Raw genomic sequence first — 17,070 nt, 5'->3', positions numbered from 1 at the left:
AATCCGGTCAGAACCCGCCGCCGCCACCGTCCACAGCCATGTTGTTGAACCGGGAATAGTGGCCCTGAAACCCGACCACTATGGTTTTGGTGGGGCCGTTACGGTGCTTGGCGACGATCACGTCGGCCTCACCGGCCCGGGGGGATTCCTTGTCGTAGACGTCATCGCGATGCAGGAGGATCACCATGTCGGCGTCCTGCTCGATCGAACCACTCTCGCGAAGGTCGGAAACCATCGGGCGCTTGTCGGTGCGCTGCTCGGAGCCACGGTTCAGCTGGGAGAGTGCCACCACCGGTACGTTCAGCTCCTTGGCAAGCAGCTTCAGCGCACGGGAGAACTCGGAGACCTCCTGCTGACGCGACTCGACCCGCTTGCCCGATGACATCAGCTGCAGGTAGTCGAGGACCACCAGTTTCAGGTCATGGCGCTGCTTAAGCCGCCGGCACTTCGCCCTGATTTCCATCAGGGACATATTGGGGCTGTCATCGATGAAGAGCGGCGCATCGTTCATCCGCCCCATGGTGGTGGCGATCTTGCCCCACTGTTCGTCCTTGATCGTGCCCTTGCGCAGGTCCTGCAGCCCGATGGTGGCTTCGGCTGACAACAGGCGCATGGCAATCTCGTTGCGCCCCATTTCCAGGGAAAAGAAGACGGTGGTCATGTTGTGCTTGATCGCTGCGGAGCGAGCCCAATCCAGGGCGAAGGTCGACTTACCCATCGCGGGCCGCGCCGCCACCACAATCATCTGTCCGCCATGGAGGCCCTGGGTTAGTTCATCCAGTTCAAAAAAGCCGGTCGGGACCCCGGTCATACCCTCACCGCGGTGTCCGGCCGATTCAATCTCGTCGACGGTGCTTTCGATGATGTCTTTCAGCGCGACATAGTCCTCGGCACTTCGCCGCTCGGCCACCGCATACACCTCGGCCTGGGCGGCGTTGACAATGTCATCCACCTCGCCGTCGTTGGAGTAACCCAGCTGCACAATTTTGGTCCCGGCATTCACGAGCCGCCGCAGCACTGCGCGTTCCCGCACAATCTCCGCGTAGAATCCGGCGTTCGCGGCCGTCGGGACTGACTGGATCAGCGTGTGAAGGTAGGCGGGTCCTCCGATGCGGGAAATTTCGCCGCGTTTTGTCAGCTCATCGGAGACGGTGACGGCGTCGGCGGGTTCCCCGCGGCCATAGAGATCAATCACGGCCTCGTAGATGCTTTCGTGGGCCGGACGATAGAAGTCCACCCCGCGCAGTACCTCGACGCAGTCGGCGATGGCGTCCTTGGACAGCATCATTCCGCCGAGAACTGACTGCTCAGCAACCAGGTCCTGAGGCGGGGTTCGGGTGAACTCCGGGGACCGGGTGTCCTCTGATGAATCAACGCGCGTGAGGGACACCGCTGCACTCTCTCTTCCAGTTACCTACCCCGGGAACCACTCCGACGGATCGTCGGGGGTGGTCGTATCCGGTCTGATAACTGAGTCTTATCACCCGGTACGGACAGTTTTAGCGTCTGGGATACTCCGCAACGGTAGTGCCGAAGCACCATCCTGCCAAGCGAGTAATCCACAGGCCCTGTGGATTGACTGTGGATTACGCGGCGTGTCTTGTGCACAGGATGGGGACAACAGTGTGGATAACTAAATACTTATCCACCCAATATGTCTCTGACAAGGCCAAACACCCTCCAGGACCTGTGGAGTAAATGTTTCAGTCACCCAACGTTCATCCACTACTTGCGTGTTGACAGATGCTCCCACAGCGCCTACGGGACGAGTTATTCACCAGCTATCCACAGCTTTGTGGGTTACCAGTGTGAGTCGGACCACAGATAGAACGACGTCCCACCGGCCTATATACCGGTCACCGCACCCGCATGCCGCGCTCACACCTGAAATATGACCCTTCCGGCATACTTCCACCAGCGATGTACCCCGAGCGGTGCGATACTTTGAGTGGACACCACCCCGGGGCGAAGGGAACAGGTCGATGGAACTACAGCTGATCAGCGCAGTGCTGCTCACAGCGCTCCTCCTGACCGGCGGGTTGATCAGTTACGTGGGTCGCCGTGATCGAGGGGCAGACCCGGCCTCCGGCCCGGCGCCCGGATCGTCTGGTGAATCGCACCACCGTCGGGCTGACATTGACTATCCCGCGCCGCGGCCGGGGACTGGGCAACGGACCGCATCACTTCCTACCGATTCGAAAACCCGCCAGGCTCACGACGCACCATGGCTCCACCCAACGGTCGTCGCCGGCCCGCTGGGGCCCGGGCAGTCGGGGAATGAGGATGACGGCGTGCTGGCTACCCGGCAGGCTCTCGCGGCCAACCAGGCGGCCATGAGCGATCCACGCGTCAGCACCCTGGACCGGGTGCAGGCGCTGATGAGCAGCCCCGCCTTCGCCCTGCACCTGCAGGGCCTGGGGCTGGAACAGGCCGGAGTGCCACCCGGTGGGCCGACCGAGGACGACAAAAGGGACCCCCGCGGTAAGCGGGAGCCCCTGGAGCCGTCCTGAATGATGCGTGCCGGAACTAGCTGGCGACAACGTTCAGGTCGATAACTGCTGCGACATCGTCATGCAGCCGGACGTTCGCCTGGTAGGTGCCAACCGACTTGATGTGGGCGGGCAGTTCTACCTTGCGCTTGTCGATGGTGCCAAGGCCTGCGGCCTCGACTGCCTTCGCAACGTCGTCAGCCTTGACGGTGCCGAACAGGCGTCCGGACTCACCGGCCTTCACGGTCAGCTTGACCGGCTTGGCGGAGAGAGCAGCTGCCTGCTTCTGGGCGTCCTCGAGCGTGGAGTGCTCGCGAGCGAGGCGGGCAGCCTTGATCGACTCGACCTGCTTCTCGCCGCCCTTGGTCCAGGTGAGGGCGAAGCCGCGGGGCAGAAGAAAGTTACGTGCGTAACCGTTCTTTACCTCGACAATGTCGCCTGCAGCACCAAGACCGGTTACTTCATGGGTCAAAATGAGCTTTGCCATTGGGTTGGGTTCCTTTCCTTAACCGCGGCCTGCGCCGGAGTACGGCAGGAGGGCAACTTCACGGGCATTCTTGATTGCCTGCGCAATTTTGCGCTGCTCCTGAACGGTGACGCCGGTAACGCGGCGTGCACGGATCTTTCCGCGGTCTGAAATGAACTTACGCAGCAAAGCTACGTCCTTGTAGTCGATGACGGTGACGTCAGCGGCCTTCAAGGGATTGGACTTTGGTTTGGGCTTACGAAGTTCAGCCTTTGCCATCGTGGTGCTCCTTATGTCTGGTGGAGCCCGCAGAACGATTCTGCGGGATGGGAACTACTTGGCGGGTGGCCGCTGCCAACAGCGGAGCGGTCCTGCCGGTAAAGAAGGGTTAGAAGGGAGGCTCGGACGAATCCGGGCCGTTGCCCCAACCGGAGGAGTTACCTCCGGAGGAGTTGCCCCCAGCGGGTGCGCCCCATGGGTCATCAGCTGGCTGTTGCGCCTGCTGACCACCCTGCTGGCCGCCGCCCCAACCTGAGTTGGAGTTGTTTCCGCCGCCACTGTTCCCGCCGCTGTTGCCGCCGAAACCACCACCGCCGCCACCGCCTGAGCGCTGGGTGCGGGTGACCTTGGCTGACGCGTAGCGCAGGGATGGACCAATCTCGTCCACCTCAAGTTCCATGACGGTGCGCTTTTCGCCTTCTTTGGTGTCGTACGAGCGTGACTTGAGGCGGCCCTGAGCGACGACGCGGGTTCCCTTGGTCAGGGTCTCCGCAACGTTCTCTGCCGCTTCACGCCATACCGACGCACGGAGGAACAGCGTTTCGCCGTCCTTCCACTCGTTGGACTGGCGGTCGAAGGTCCGCGGCGTCGACGCAATGGTGAAATTTGCCACTGCTGAGCCTGACGGGGTGAAACGAAGTTCGGGATCGCTGGTGAGATTACCGACGACCGTAATTAGTGTCTCGCCTGCCATGGTGCCTCCTACTGTCACAGCCCACTGTGGTGGGCCTGTCCTAATCTGTGAAGCTAAGCCGAAATTATTCGGCTGAAACCTTCTGCTCCTCGGGACGGATGATCTTGGTACGCATGATCGTCTCGTTGAGGCTCAGCTGGCGGTCAAGCTCGGCAGCGATTGCTGGAGTGGCGGTGAAGTTGACTACAGCGTAGAAACCCTCAGCCTTTTTCTTGATTTCGTAGGCCAGGCGACGACGTCCCCACAGGTCTACCTTGTCTACGGTGCCGCCGCCGTTGCGGACGACATTCAGGAACTTCTCGAGCGAAGGCTCAACGGTACGTTCCTCGACATCGGGGTCGATGATTACCATCAATTCATATGCACGCATTTGTGAACCCACCTCCTCTGGGCTAAACGGTCACGGTCTTTCCGTAACAGGAGGTTCTATTTGCGTTGGCCTGCCTGACACCTGATTCCCAGTTCGGGCCGGTGCCAGCGCAGACTTACCAATGTTACCGGAGATTCGCCGGCCCACCGAACCGCGTGTGGATAACCGGTCCCCGGCTTCGTCGCTACCTGATGGAGGTGAAGAACAGTTCGGTGGCTGTGGCCAGGTGGTGCGGATCTTCAACGCCGCACAGTTCCCGGGCGGAGTGCATGGACAACAGTGGGGTCCCGACGTCGATCGTCCGGATCCCGAGCCGGGTGGCGGTCAGCGGACCAATGGTTGAGCCGCAGGGCATCACGTTGTTGGAGACAAACTCCTGATACGGTACCCGCGCTTCGCGGCACAGCCGGGCCCAATATGCGGCGCCTGGGGCATCGGTGGTGTAACGCTGGTTGGCGTTGATTTTCAGCAGCGGGCCACCACCGAGGATGGGGCGGTTCACGGGATCGTGGCGTTCGGCATAGTTGGGGTGCACCGCGTGACCGGCATCCGCTGAAACGCAGAACGAGGCGGCCAGCGCGCGCCGGCGTTCCTCGGACTCCGCTCCCAACCCACCCGAAATGCGGTGCAGTACATCCTCAAGGAAGGGCCCACTCGCCCCGGAGCGGGAGGCGCTGCCCACCTCCTCGTGGTCAAAGGCGGCGAGAACGGCGATCGGCCCATCCGGAGCCGCTGTGGCACCCGCCGCGATCAGGGCAACCAGTCCGGCGTGCACCGAAGAAAGGTTATCCAGCCGACCGGCGGCGAAGAACGCACCGTCCGCGCCGAAGACGCTGCCTGGCTGGGTGTCCGCGACGACGACGTCGTACCCGCCAACGTCCACCGGGGCAATCCCTGCTGAGTCGGCCAGAAGCGCGAGGAGGTCGGCGTCGCGTGGGTCGCCAACTCCCCAGACCGGATTCATATGCTGTTGCTTGTCCAGCGCGAGTCCGTCGTTGACTGCCCGATCGAGGTGGATCGCGAGTTGGGGGAACCGCAGCAGGGGGGCCGTGGACACCAGGTGCTCGACGCCGTCGTGGGTGACGAGCCTGCCCGCGAGCGCCAGCTCGCGATCCAGCCAGGAGTTGAGCAGCGGGCCACCGTAGACTTCGACGCCCGCCTGAAGCCAGCCGTGCCGACCGGTGGTGGGCTTGGGTTTCAGTTTGAAGCCCGGCGAATCGGTGTGGGCGCCCAGGATGCGGAACCCGGTGACGGGGGTGGCGTTGGCCGGGGTTACCCAGGCGATCAGGGCACCATCACGGACCACCAGGAATTTGCCCTCCCGTGCTGTCCACGTGTCGGCTTCCTGCAACCGGACAAACCCGGCGGCCTCCAGCCGGGCTGCGCCCTCAGCCGCGGCGTGGAAGCTGGAGGGTGAGGCACCAATGTAGGCGCCGAGATCGGTGATGTGCTGGAGGGCGGTCATGGAAGTGAGCCTACCAAGCTCAGTAGTCCTGTCCCTGGCTGGGGACCACCAGACCCGACTCGTAGGCGTAGACAACTGCCTGCACCCGGTCCCTGAGGTGAAGCTTGGTGAAAATCCGCCGCACATGGGTTTTCACGGTGGCTTCGGAGAGAAAGAACTTGTGGGCCAGTTCCGCATTGGAGAGTCCCTCGGCGATGGCCTCCAAAACCTCCCGTTCACGGGGGGTCAGGTCCTCCAGCAATGGATCGACGGGCCGTGGAGTCGCAAGGGGTGGCAGCGATCGCACGTAGGTTTCAAGGAGCCGGCGGGTCACCCGCGGAGCGACAACCGCGTCTCCGCTGGCAACCACCCGGACGGCATTCACCAGCTCATCGGGTCCCACATCCTTCAGGAGGAAAGCAGACGCTCCAGCCTGGAGGCCTGCGAAGGCGTACTCGTCCAGGTCAAAGGTGGTCAGGATGATGATGCGTGAACACGAACCAGACTGGGTGATCAGGCGGGTTGCCTCGATCCCGTCCATGATCGGCATTCTGACGTCCATCAACACGACGTCCGGCTTCAGGGCGGCCGCCATCCGCACTCCTTCGGCGCCGTTGGACGCTTCACCGACGATGACCACCCCGTCCTCACCCTCGAGGATGAGCCGGAACCCCATCCGCAGCAGCGGCTGGTCGTCAACCAGTAGGACCCTGATGGTCTCCCCGGCCAGCGTTTCGGGCACGGCTGTCTCGTTGAGCGCTAACCCCTCAGGCACTTCGGACACTTGGTGCTCCCCTGTTGGTGGATTGTTGCTCCTCGGGGATAACCAGTCGAGCGTCCACGACCCAGCCGCCGTCCGGGCCCGGACCGCAATCAACCGTCCCCGAATAGATGGCGGCGCGCTCCTGCATTCCAGCGATCCCCTGCCCGGAACCCACCGACACCACGGGCCCCATACTGCCGCGGCCGTCGTCGGACACCCTCACCCGGACCAGGGTTCCGGTGCGCGCAATAGCTACATCAACAGTCGTGACGCTCTTGCCGTACCGCAGGACGTTGGTCAGGGATTCCTGAATAATCCGGTAGATGGTCAGCTGGAAGGCTGGGTCCTCAGGCAATCCCGGACCCGAGAGTCCCAGTCGGATGGAGAGTCCCGCCGCCCGGAACCCGTCAAGCAGTGTGGAAAGCGAGCCGGCCGCTGGCAGGGGCTCGCGAGGTGCGGCGTCGGGGTTTTCCCGCAGGACGCCGAGCACCCGGCGCATGTCGGCCAGGGCCGTGCGTCCGCTGGTCGAAAGCTCATCGAGGACCTCTCGGGCACGGTCCTGGTCCCGCTTCATCACGACGGCGGCGCCGTCGGAGAGGGCGATCATCACCGACAGGGAGTGCGCGACGACGTCGTGCATCTCCCGGGCAATGCGGTTGCGCTCGGTGGCGGACGCCAGTTCGGCGTTGCGGATGGCCCAGTCGCGGAGGGCTGTTTCATGCTCCCGATCCTTGCGGGTGGTAACCCCAAATCCGACGGCAAGGAAATACCACATCAGGACAAAGCCGGTCACGATCCAGATGAGGTATGGCGCCTCATCGACAAACAGTGCGTCGACAAACCAGAGGGGGGTGATCGTCAGCAGTGCTGCTCCGGCGAGCGCCCAGAGGGCGCTGCGGAAGGGATGCTGGACGGCCACAGCGTACAGAGCAAACCAGACGCCGAACCCAACACTCGCCTCACCGTCGGAGGCCATGAGGCTCGCCCATTCGAGTGCCATCAAAATGCCCAGGACAATCAGTGGGCGGTCCCGGCGCCAGAAGAGGACGATCCCTGCTGCAACGACGGGGATCAAGGCCAACCATCGATCGGCCAGCACGGTTCCGACGATCGCCTGTGGCAGGCTCGCGGCGAGGTAGAGGACTACTATCAGCGCGTCGGTTACCCGCGGGTGGCTCCTGAAATAGCGCCGGAACGGGCCTAGCCGTCGTGCATTGAGCTCAGTGAAGGAGGCGGCGGCCGTTCGCTCCGCCGCCCCCTCCACCGAGGCTTTTTCACTCATTGAGTGAGCTTATCGATCCGCTGTTGACCCGCTGGGTTACACGTCCCGCTTCTTGGTGACCAGCAAGGAGGCAACCAGCAGTACGAGGGCCCAGGCGCCCAGTACCAGCGCGCCCTGCCACTGGTTCAGTGCGCCGTCGGCGATGGTGATGGCCACCATCTGTTCCCCCGCGCTGCTGGGAAGGAAACGAGCAGCGTCGGGAACCCAGTCGGCGATCCCTGCCAGCAACGTGGCTACCAGGATTGGCAGGATCAGGAGTAGGCCGATCGTGGTGACCACGCCTCCGGCCGTGTTGCGCAGTAGGGTACCAATCGACATCGCGATGATAGCCATTAGGGCGAGCACCGAACCGGTGTTGATGATGTGCATCAGCACCCCCTCGTCACCGAGTCCGAATTCGAGTTCCGACGGGGTCAGGATAGGTTGTGCGATGAGGTAGCTGACCAGGGCTGAGCCGGCGCCAACAACGAAGGCCACCACTGCGAACACGGCCTGCTTGGCGAGGAGTGCTGGAATACGTTTTGGCACTGCCACCATCGTGGAGCGGATCATCCCGGTGCCCCATTCAGACGCGATCAGGACAACTCCCAGCGACCCAATCAGCAGTTGGCCAAAGATCAGTCCCGAACCCGGGATGGTGTTGGTGATGGAGGTGGCGTCCGGGGCGCCCTGCATCTGGGCGGCCATCTCCGGGTCTCCCTGTAGATCGAGCAAAACCGTCGTTTGCCACGCAAAGAGAGCTGCCAGACCAATCATCACGATGACCGTGATCGACAGCATGATCACGGTGGAGGGCACCGTGATCAACTTGATCCATTCGGACTTCAGGATCCGCATGAAGTTCACGCCACTACCCTGGGTTGTGCCGCGCGTAGGCGCTGCGACTGCTGTGTGAGACATGGCTAGTTTCCTTCCCCGACGCCGGCGGCCTGGGTTGCCTGCGGGAGATCGGCCGAGTGATATTCGACCGAATCGTTGGTGAGCTGCATGTACGCCTCTTCAAGGGACGCCTGCAGCGGTGTGAGCTCGTAGACCAGCACCCGGTTGTCCAGGGCGGTGCGGGCGATCCGGTGAGAGTCGGCGCCGGTGATCTCGAGCATCTCGGGCTCCAGCTGCTTCGAGGTCACACCGTCACCGGCAAGCGCCCGGATGAGTTCGCTTGGGTTGTCGGTGCGTACCCGGGTGCGCGCCTGTCCCTGATCCGAGATGATTTGCTCGATGGGGGCGTCGGCAATAATCCGTCCGCGGCCAATCACAATCAGGTGGTCGGCGGTCAATGCCATCTCCGACATCAAGTGGGAGGACAGGAAAACTGTGCACCCTTCAGCGGCGAGCCCCTTGGCAAGGTGGCGCACCCACTGGACGCCCTCGGGGTCCAGTCCGTTGACTGGCTCATCGAGGATGACAGTGTGGGGATCACCCAGGAGCGCTGCGGCGATGCCGAGGCGCTGGCCCATGCCGAGGGAGAAGCCGCCGACCCGCTTCTTGGCAACGGGGCCCAGCCCGGTCATTTCGATGACTTCCTTGACCCTGCTATTGGGGATGCCGTGGGTCGCTGCCATGGCTCGCAGGTGGTTGTAGGCGCTGCGCTTGGTGTGGACTGCTTTCGCGTCCAGGAGGGCGCCGACCTCGCGGAGGGGCGCCCGGTGCTCGGCGTAACGCCGGCCGTTGACTGTCACGTTGCCGGAGGATGGGTTATCCAACCCGACGATCATCCGCATCGTGGTGGACTTGCCGGCGCCATTGGGGCCGAGGAAGCCGGTGACCTTACCGGGGTGGACCGTGAATGACACGTTATCCACTGCTGTCTTGGAGCCATAGCGCTTCGCCAGGCCTTGTGCCTCAATCATGGCTGCGTCCTTAAGATTGCTGTGGTGCCCACGGTGCTGGGCCTACCTCTACCCTACGGATTGTCCTTCGCCCGGTCGCCGCTCCTTGGGATGATGTTTGGCGGCCTTCGCCTACACCTTTCGGATGAGTAGGCAGCGTGCCCCCGGACCTCCTGACGCAGAAACGGCCCCCGGGGTCAGGAGTGCCGGGTGCACCCGGCGAACCTGACCCCAAGAGCCGTTTCTCGGTATCCGACGTGGGTCTACCGTGAGCTGATGGACTCAAACTTCCTGATGCAGAGCGGCACGAAGAAGAGCAGCATCAGCGCGATCCCCACGAAGATCGTGATGAACGGATTCTGAAGGGTCCACGCCGTGGGTTCCGGGAAGTCCGGATTGGTGTTGCCGAACAACTGCCGGGCCGATTCGACCAGGGCCGAAACCGGATTCCACTCGGCGATGTTCTTCAGCACCTCGGGCATGGTGTGGATTGGCACGAAGGCGTTGGAGATGAAGGTCAGCGGGAACAGGATCATGAAGGACGCGTTATTGATGACCTCCGGGCTCCTGACGCTCATACCCAGCAACGCCATCACCCAGCTGAAGGAGTAGCTGAACAGCAGCAGGATGGCCACGCCGCCCAGGAATCCCCAGACGGAGGTGGTGACGCGCCAGCCGACGATCCAGCCGGTACCCATCATGATCAGCATCGAAATACTGTTGATGACCAGGTCCCCGTTGGTGCGACCAATCAGCACCGCCGCGGGGTTCATCGGCAGGGTGCGGAACCGGTCAATGATGCCGTCCTTGAGGTCCTGGGCCATAGCGGCGCCGGAGAAGGTCGACCCGAAGATCACCGTCTGGGCGAAGATTCCAGCCATCAGGAAGTTGGTGTAGTCGGAGACGTTCATCGCCCCGCCGTAGACCTGGCTGAACAGCAACACGAACATGATCGGCTGCAGGATAGTGAAGACCAGGATCTCCGGCACCCGTTTGATCTTGATCAGGTTCCGCCGGGTCGCGATCCATCCATCCGAGAGGAGCTGCCCCGCGGGGGTGCCGACACTCTCGTAGGTCGTCTGCTTGGTGAGGACACTCATTTGGCTTGCTCCATTTCGGATTTCTCGGTGTCCTGCTCGTTTTCCGCAGTGTGGCCGGTGAGCTTGAGGAACACATCATCGAGGGTGGGGCGGCGCATACCGGCGTCGTGCAACCCGACGTTGGCCTGCCCCAGGTCCGCGAGGATGTATTGCAACGCGCGTGGTCCTTCGGTGACAGCCACCTCGACGCTGCGCCGGTCACTGGAAACCCTTGCCTCACCCTCGCCATGGCGGGCGAGGATCTCACTGGCCGCGCCGGCGTCGGACTCGTCGACGAGGGCCACCACCACGCGATGCCCGCCAATTCGGGCTTTCAGCTGGTCGGAGGTGCCCTCGGCTATCACCTTGCCGCCGTCGATCACCGCGATGTCGTCGGCCAGGTGGTCTGCCTCCTCAAGATACTGGGTGGTGAGCAGCAACGTAGTGCCGTCATGGACCAGGTTCTTGATGATCTGCCACAGGGCCAGCCGGCTCCGCGGGTCAAGGCCCGTGGTGGGCTCGTCAAGGAACAGGATCTTCGGGTTGATCACGAGCGCCCCGGCAAGGTCGATCCTGCGGCGCATACCGCCGGAAAAACCCTTCACCGGGCGGTTGCCGGCCTCGGTGAGCTCGAACTGGTCGATCAGCTCCTGGGCACGACGCCTCGCCGTCTTGGCTCCGAGATGGTAAAGACGGCCCACCATTTCCAGGTTTTCGAACCCGGTCAGGTTCTCGTCAACTGCCGCATACTGTCCGGACGCCCCGATGATCCGACGGGCTGCCCGGGGGTTCGAGAGCACATCGATGCCGTCAACGAACGCCGTGCCCTCCGTGGGCTGGATCAGCGTTGTCAAGACCTTCACAACGGTGGTCTTGCCCGCACCGTTGGGACCGAGCAGCGCCTTGACGGTGCCCTGGGGCACTAGCAAGTCCAACCCGTCCAGCGCGTGAACGGGGCCACTCTTCGATTTGTAGGTCTTTTTCAGACCTCTGGCCTCAATAATTGTCATGCGTCCAATCTTAAGGTTCGGAGCAGCCCGCAGGTAATCATTGAGGACAGTTTTTGTCCGCGAGGGAAGCGGTCAGAGTGGGCCCGGTTGGTCCAGCTTCTGGGGGACGGGTGTGCCCAGGGGATCGGCGTCGGTCCGGCGTTCGGCGGCAGCGGGTGCGACCAGGAATGAGGCGAGAACCGCCACCCCCACGACGAGCAGTGCGTTGCGGATGCCGACCACATCGCCGAGGAATCCAAGGAGGGGCGGTCCGGCCAGGAACGCCAGGTAGCCGATGGTGGAAACCACAGATACCCGGGCCGCTGCATGACGCGGTTCGTCGGCGGCCGCCGACATTCCCATCGGGAAGCCCAGCGCTGCGCCGGCACCCCAGAGCACCGCTCCCACCCCCGCAAGCGGCACGGTGGGCGCAAAAACGAAGATGATGAGCCCCACCAGCGACGACCCGAGGCTGATCTGCAGCACCCTGACCCGGCCATACCGGTCAATCAATCCACCGCCCACAAACCGAAACAGGGTCATCGCAGCCACAAACACGCCGAACATGATCGCGCCAGTCGCTTCGCTGGCCCCCAAGCCGTCGACGGTGGCTTTGGCCACCCAGTCGTTGGCCGCACCCTCGGTCAGGGCAGCGCCCAGCACCACCAACCCAATGAGCAGTGTCCTTGGCTCCAGCCAGGCAGCGAACCGGCTGGGCTGGGGAGTATCCGGGTACGCGTCGGCGTGGGAGATGTCCGGCAGGAAATAGCGGGGCACCCAGAGGGAAACCACGAGGACGACGGCGGCAACCCCCAGCAGGTGGTAGGACAGGTCGACGTCGAGGTGTGACAGACCGGCGCCGACCATTGCACCAACGAAGGCGCCGCCGCTGAACGCCGCGTGGAACTTGGGCATGATGGTGCGGCGGAGGCGGTGCTCGACGTCGGCACCCTCAATGTTTTGGGCCACATCCCAGAGGGCAACGCCCACGCCGAAGAGAAATAGTCCGATCGCGGTGAGGGAGACCGACGTCGTCGTCAATCCGCCGGCAATGGTCACCGCCGCGAGGGCAGACACCACGCCACCGATCCTGACCGTATTGGCGACCCCCACCCGGCCTGAGATCCCGCCCGCGAGGGGGAGGGCAATCACCGATCCGGCGGCAGCAGCCAACAACAGGGCGCCCGTCTCCCCCGAGCCGAGGCCCAGCACCGAGGACGCGGACGGGATCCGGGCAGCCCAACTCGCGAAGACCAGGCCGTTAAGGCCGAAGACGGCGAACGTCGCCCACATGGCCGACAAGACATTTGTTTGCACCAGTAAACCGTATGCGCAATTTTCGGAGCCGGTCTACTGCCTCAGCCGACCGTTTGGGTCAGCGGTCCCGCTGCACCCGGCCCTCATCCCAGACCGGCTCCTCAGTTTCGTACACCAAGCCGTCCGACCCGAAAACCATGAACCGGTCAAAACTACGCGCGAACCATCGGTCGTGGGTGACAGCCAGCACGGTACCCTCGAACGCGTCGATGGCCTTCTCCAGCGCCTCGGCCGAGTGCAGGTCGAGGTTGTCGGTGGGCTCATCGAGCAGCAGGAGCGTGGCACCCGAGAGTTCCAGCAACAGGATCTGCAGCCGTGCCTGCTGCCCACCCGAGAGGGAGTCGTACAGTTGCTCCGCCTGACCCGCCAGACCGTAACGGTCCAGAACTCCTGACGCCGCTTCGCGCGGCAATCCCGACCGGTGATCATCGCCGCGGTGCAGAATGTCGAGCAGGGTGCGTCCCAGGAGGTCGGGTCGCACGTGGGTCTGCGCGAAGAAGCCGGGTCGGATCCGCGCACCGAGCTTCACTGTTCCTTCGTGTGGGACGGGCTGGATGCTGACCTCGGAGACCGGTTCGTGTTCCTTCTCCGGATCGGTGCCGCCACTGGCAAGCAGTCGTAGGAAGTGGGACTTGCCGGAACCGTTTGAGCCCAGCACTCCTACCCGGTCGCCGAACCAGATCTCGGTGCTGAACGGCTTCATCAGCCCAGTGAGTTCGAGTTTCTGGGCGACGACTGCCCGCTTGGCCGTGCGACCACCCTTGAGCCGCATGGTGACGTTCTGCTCTATCGGGATCGCTTCCGGCGGCCCGGCCTCAAGGAACTTCGCGAGCCGGGTCTGGGCGGCGTGGTACCGGTTGGCCATGTCGGACCGGAACGCCGCCTTGTTCTTGTACATGTTGACCAGCTCTTTGAGCTTGAGGTGCTCCTCGTCCCACCGGCGCCGCAGTTCCTCGAACCTCAGGTTCCGGTCGGTGCGGGCCTGCAGGTAGGTTTCGAAGCCGCCACCGTGGATCCAGCTGGATGCGCCGAGCGCTCCCGGTTCAAGGGTGATGATGCGGGTGGCGGCGTTGGCGAGCAGTTCCCGGTCGTGGCTGACGAACAGCACCGACTTCTTCGATTCGTTCAGCTTCGCCTCCAACCAGCGCTTGCCGGGGACGTCGAGGTAGTTGTCGGGTTCGTCGAGGAGCAGCAGCTCGTCCGGTCCGGAGAACAGCGCTTCGAGGACCAGCCGTTTCTGCTCGCCGCCGGACAACGACGACGACGCCCGGTACTGTGCCCGGGCGTAAGGCACCCCGAGTGCAGCCATGGTGACTTCGTCCCACGTGGTTTCCAGTTCGTATCCACCGGCGTCACCCCACTCGGTAATCGCGTGGGCGTAGCGCATTTGGGTGGGTTCGTCGTCGTTCTCCATCATGGCGAGCTCGGCGTCGTCGACCGCTTTCGCGGCCTTGGCGAGGGCTGGCGGCGCGGCGGAGACCAACAGGTCCCGGACCGTCGTCTCATCCCTGACCTGGCCGACGAACTGGCGCATGATTCCCATGTTGCCGGAGCGGGTGACGGCGCCTTCATCGGCGGTGACATCGCCGGCGATGATGCGCAGCAGTGTGGTTTTGCCCGTGCCATTGGGGCCGATCAGGGCCGTCTTGTGCCCGTCGCCGACCTTGAAGCTGACGGCGTTGAGCAACTGCCGCCCGTCGGAGAGGAAGTAGTCAATGTTGGAAACGTCTAGATGAGCCACACTTTAAGTTTGTCACCCGGAGGCAAACCGGCCCCCGCCTGCCACCTGGGGTGTTTGTCGCCGATGCGGGCTGCCCAGCAGCGAGAAACGGCCCTTGGGGTCAGGATTGCCAGTTGCAACCGGCGATCCTGACCCTTGGGGCCGTTTCCGTGCGGAATTGGCTACTGGGCAGCTCTGTGCGGAATTGGCTACTGGGCAGCTCCGTGCGGAATTGGCTACTGGGCAGCTCCGTGCGGAATTAGCTACGGGGCAGCGTCAGCCGGCTCCAGCAGCGAGTTCGCCGCGGCCACCCTCCCCAGCCAGCCGAGGCTTGGCTTGGGGTGCCGCTCGAACGTCTTGGCGTCCCAGCCGATCAGGCCGAAGGTTGGCTTGAAGCTGCCCCACTCGTAGTTGTCCAATGCGCTCCAGTGCAGGTAACCGCGGACCTCGATTCCGTCGTCGATGCACCGGGCAACGGCTTCCAGGGCGCCGCGCGTGTAGTCGATTCGACGAGTGTCATCGCCGGTAGCAATCCCGTTTTCCGTGATGTAGATCGGCACGCTATTGCGCTGCCAGGAATTTCGGATGCCGTCCTCGATGGCTGCGGGGTAGTATTCCCAACCGGTGAGCGTCCGCTCAGCGTCGTCGTCAATCGGCAGCGGACCGTCAACGCCCACCTTGGTTCGGGTGTAGGCCTGGACCCCCACCCAGTCGTCACCGACGCAGGCCTCCAAGAAGACGTGCTCCCGTGTTCGGCCGTATTCTTCTGTGACATCCTCGGCCCCCGGTTCAGCCTGGTAGGCCTGGGTTGCGACCGACCAACCGGCTTGCTTGCCCGCGGCCTGCAATATATCGACGGCACGGCGATGCGCGGCGATGAGGTTCGTAGTGACCTCGGGGTTGCCTGCGGGAAGTCCGATCGAGGGGAAACCCTGCTCGGGGTCAGCCAGAACAGCGACCATGTTCGGCTCGTTGATGGTGCAGACCAGGTCGACCCCCTCGAGCACAGGCAGAGCGTGCTGAACGTAGCGGGCAAACCGCTCCACCGACCCAGCGTCCTTCCACCCACCGGCCCGCGCGAACCAGATGGGATTCGTGAAATGGTGCAGGGTCACCATTGGGGTGAGACCGAGTTCGACGGCGGTCGCCACCATCCGACGGTAGTGATCCACGGCGGCGCGGGAGACAAAACCCTCTTCCGGCTCGATCCGCGCCCATTCGATGCTGAAGCGGTAGGACGTCAGGCCGGCGTCGGCCAGCAATGTCATGTCCTCGCGATACCGATGGTAGCTGTCAGCAGCGTCACCGCTCGGGGCCTCGACTGGAGCGCCGGGGAAATGACCGTGCTCCCGCTGCCACCAATCAGAATTGACGTTGCCGCCCTCAATCTGGTGCGCCGCCGTGGACGCACCCCACAGAAATCCGTTTGGGAAGTTCATAGTCGACTACTTTCTGCCGGCGCAAGCCAGCTATTTGATGCCTGTCAGCGCGATGCCCTGCACAAAGTACTTCTGCAGCAGGACGAAAATGAGGAGGATTGGCAGGACCACGACGACGGCGCCAGCCATCATGAGGCCGTACTCCGCTGCATTCTGACCAACCGAGTACAACGCCAGGGCGACGGGCAGCGTGTAGCGGTCCTCGCTGGTGGCCACCACGAGGGGCCAGAGAAAGTTATTCCAGGACGCAAGGAACGTGAGGATGGTCAGGGTGGCGACGGCCGGCCCACACAACGGCATGATCACCCGGAGGAAGATTCGCCATTCACTGGCGCCATCAATGCGAGCCGCCTCAATGAGGTCATCCGGGAGGCCCAACATGAATTGCCGCATGAGAAAGACGCCCAGCGGTGCGATCAGGAAGGGCAGAATTAGCCCCGGATAGGAATTCACCAAACCAAGGTTGGCGGTCAGCACAAACAGTGGGACGAAGGTCACCACTCCAGGCACCATCAGCGTGCCAAGGACCAACATGAACAGGATCTTTTTCCCTGCGAAGTCCAGCTTCGCCAGGGCATATCCCACCATTGACGAGAAGATGATGTTGCCGGCGGTGACGAAAACCGCCACCACCAGGCTGTTGGCGAAGAAGGTGGCGAAGTCCAGCCGGACAAACAACTCGGTGTAGTTGTCGAGAGTTGGCTCCATGGGCCAGAAGTTCAGCGGGTACTGCCGAATCTCGGCCGTCGTCTTGAAGGATCCAAGGATCATCCACACGAATGGCAGGATCATCGCAATCATGCCGACTGCCAGCACAACGTACAGCCACAGCCTGGGGCGCTGCTGAAGGTGTGAGCGCTTACGGCTGGCGGGAACCGCAACGACCGGTGGTGCAACGGAGGTAGCCATG

At 63.3% G+C, this 17,070-nt stretch carries 17 protein-coding genes; 1 reads left to right on the top strand and 16 read right to left on the bottom strand.

Annotated elements, in window-relative coordinates:
- Positions 1-7: 7 nt before the first annotated feature.
- On the bottom strand, positions 8-1,390 hold the full coding sequence (gene dnaB, locus ACX80T_RS01615; RefSeq protein ID WP_019482099.1) for a replicative DNA helicase: 1,383 nt from the start codon (positions 1,388-1,390) through the stop codon (positions 8-10).
- A gap of 592 nt (positions 1,391-1,982) precedes the next feature.
- Between dnaB and ACX80T_RS01610 the strand changes: the two genes are divergently transcribed.
- The gene (locus ACX80T_RS01610) at positions 1,983-2,510 is read left to right on the top strand and encodes a hypothetical protein (RefSeq protein WP_024475638.1); all 528 of its coding nucleotides are present in this window, start codon (positions 1,983-1,985) and stop codon (positions 2,508-2,510) included.
- 16 nt (positions 2,511-2,526) lie between these two features.
- Here the strand turns inward: ACX80T_RS01610 and rplI are convergent, their stop codons facing one another.
- From rplI to ACX80T_RS01535, 15 genes are all read right to left on the bottom strand, one after another.
- Positions 2,527-2,976 (bottom strand): 50S ribosomal protein L9, encoded by a 450-nt coding sequence (gene rplI, locus ACX80T_RS01605; protein WP_019482097.1) that lies wholly within the window; start codon positions 2,974-2,976, stop codon positions 2,527-2,529.
- Positions 2,977-2,994: 18 nt separating this feature from the next.
- Positions 2,995-3,234, bottom strand: a complete 240-nt coding sequence (gene rpsR / locus ACX80T_RS01600) for a 30S ribosomal protein S18 (protein WP_005273147.1) — start codon at positions 3,232-3,234, stop codon at positions 2,995-2,997.
- 109 nt (positions 3,235-3,343) lie between these two features.
- Positions 3,344-3,928, bottom strand: a complete 585-nt coding sequence (locus ACX80T_RS01595; RefSeq protein ID WP_019482096.1) for a single-stranded DNA-binding protein — start codon at positions 3,926-3,928, stop codon at positions 3,344-3,346.
- A 64-nt stretch (positions 3,929-3,992) separates the two neighbouring features.
- Positions 3,993-4,298, bottom strand: a complete 306-nt coding sequence (rpsF, locus tag ACX80T_RS01590) for a 30S ribosomal protein S6 (RefSeq protein ID WP_019482095.1) — start codon at positions 4,296-4,298, stop codon at positions 3,993-3,995.
- A gap of 184 nt (positions 4,299-4,482) precedes the next feature.
- Positions 4,483-5,763, bottom strand: a complete 1,281-nt coding sequence (locus tag ACX80T_RS01585; protein WP_024475639.1) for a M18 family aminopeptidase — start codon at positions 5,761-5,763, stop codon at positions 4,483-4,485.
- A gap of 19 nt (positions 5,764-5,782) precedes the next feature.
- Positions 5,783-6,517 (bottom strand): response regulator, encoded by a 735-nt coding sequence (locus tag ACX80T_RS01580; RefSeq protein ID WP_443110901.1) that lies wholly within the window; start codon positions 6,515-6,517, stop codon positions 5,783-5,785.
- Positions 6,510-7,787: a sensor histidine kinase gene (locus tag ACX80T_RS01575; protein ID WP_024475641.1), complete on the bottom strand. Its 1,278-nt coding sequence runs from the start codon at positions 7,785-7,787 to the stop codon at positions 6,510-6,512. Before ACX80T_RS01575 ends, ACX80T_RS01580 begins: the two co-directional genes overlap by 8 nt.
- Before the next feature lie 36 nt (positions 7,788-7,823).
- Positions 7,824-8,687: an ABC transporter permease subunit gene (locus ACX80T_RS01570; protein WP_019482091.1), complete on the bottom strand. Its 864-nt coding sequence runs from the start codon at positions 8,685-8,687 to the stop codon at positions 7,824-7,826.
- A gap of 2 nt (positions 8,688-8,689) precedes the next feature.
- A complete protein-coding gene (locus ACX80T_RS01565) occupies positions 8,690-9,637 on the bottom strand; it encodes an ABC transporter ATP-binding protein (RefSeq protein WP_459303543.1) in 948 nt (315 codons plus the stop codon).
- A 242-nt stretch (positions 9,638-9,879) separates the two neighbouring features.
- Positions 9,880-10,716 carry an ABC transporter permease gene (locus tag ACX80T_RS01560; RefSeq protein ID WP_459303542.1) on the bottom strand — a complete coding sequence of 279 codons (837 nt, stop codon included), beginning with the start codon at positions 10,714-10,716 and terminating at the stop codon, positions 9,880-9,882.
- Complete coding sequence (locus ACX80T_RS01555) at positions 10,713-11,705, bottom strand: daunorubicin resistance protein DrrA family ABC transporter ATP-binding protein (protein WP_019482088.1); 993 nt, start codon at positions 11,703-11,705, stop codon at positions 10,713-10,715. The genes ACX80T_RS01560 and ACX80T_RS01555 overlap by 4 nt, the downstream gene beginning before the upstream one ends.
- Positions 11,706-11,777: 72 nt before the next feature.
- On the bottom strand, positions 11,778-12,977 hold the full coding sequence (locus ACX80T_RS01550; protein WP_459303629.1) for an MFS transporter: 1,200 nt from the start codon (positions 12,975-12,977) through the stop codon (positions 11,778-11,780).
- Positions 12,978-13,059: 82 nt separating this feature from the next.
- Positions 13,060-14,742 carry an ABC-F family ATP-binding cassette domain-containing protein gene (locus ACX80T_RS01545; RefSeq protein WP_459303540.1) on the bottom strand — a complete coding sequence of 561 codons (1,683 nt, stop codon included), beginning with the start codon at positions 14,740-14,742 and terminating at the stop codon, positions 13,060-13,062.
- 242 nt (positions 14,743-14,984) lie between these two features.
- Entirely contained in the window at positions 14,985-16,160 is a 1,176-nt protein-coding gene (locus ACX80T_RS01540) for a glycoside hydrolase family 1 protein (RefSeq protein WP_019482085.1), read from the bottom strand.
- Positions 16,161-16,190: 30 nt separating this feature from the next.
- A complete protein-coding gene (locus ACX80T_RS01535; RefSeq protein WP_459303539.1) occupies positions 16,191-17,069 on the bottom strand; it encodes a carbohydrate ABC transporter permease in 879 nt (292 codons plus the stop codon).
- Position 17,070: the final 1 nt, after the last annotated feature.

The sequence above is a fragment of the Arthrobacter sp. Sr33 genome (genome assembly GCF_054511195.1).
The sequence above is the reverse complement of the archived record's forward strand: the minus strand, read 5'-3'. Positions and strand labels throughout refer to the sequence as shown.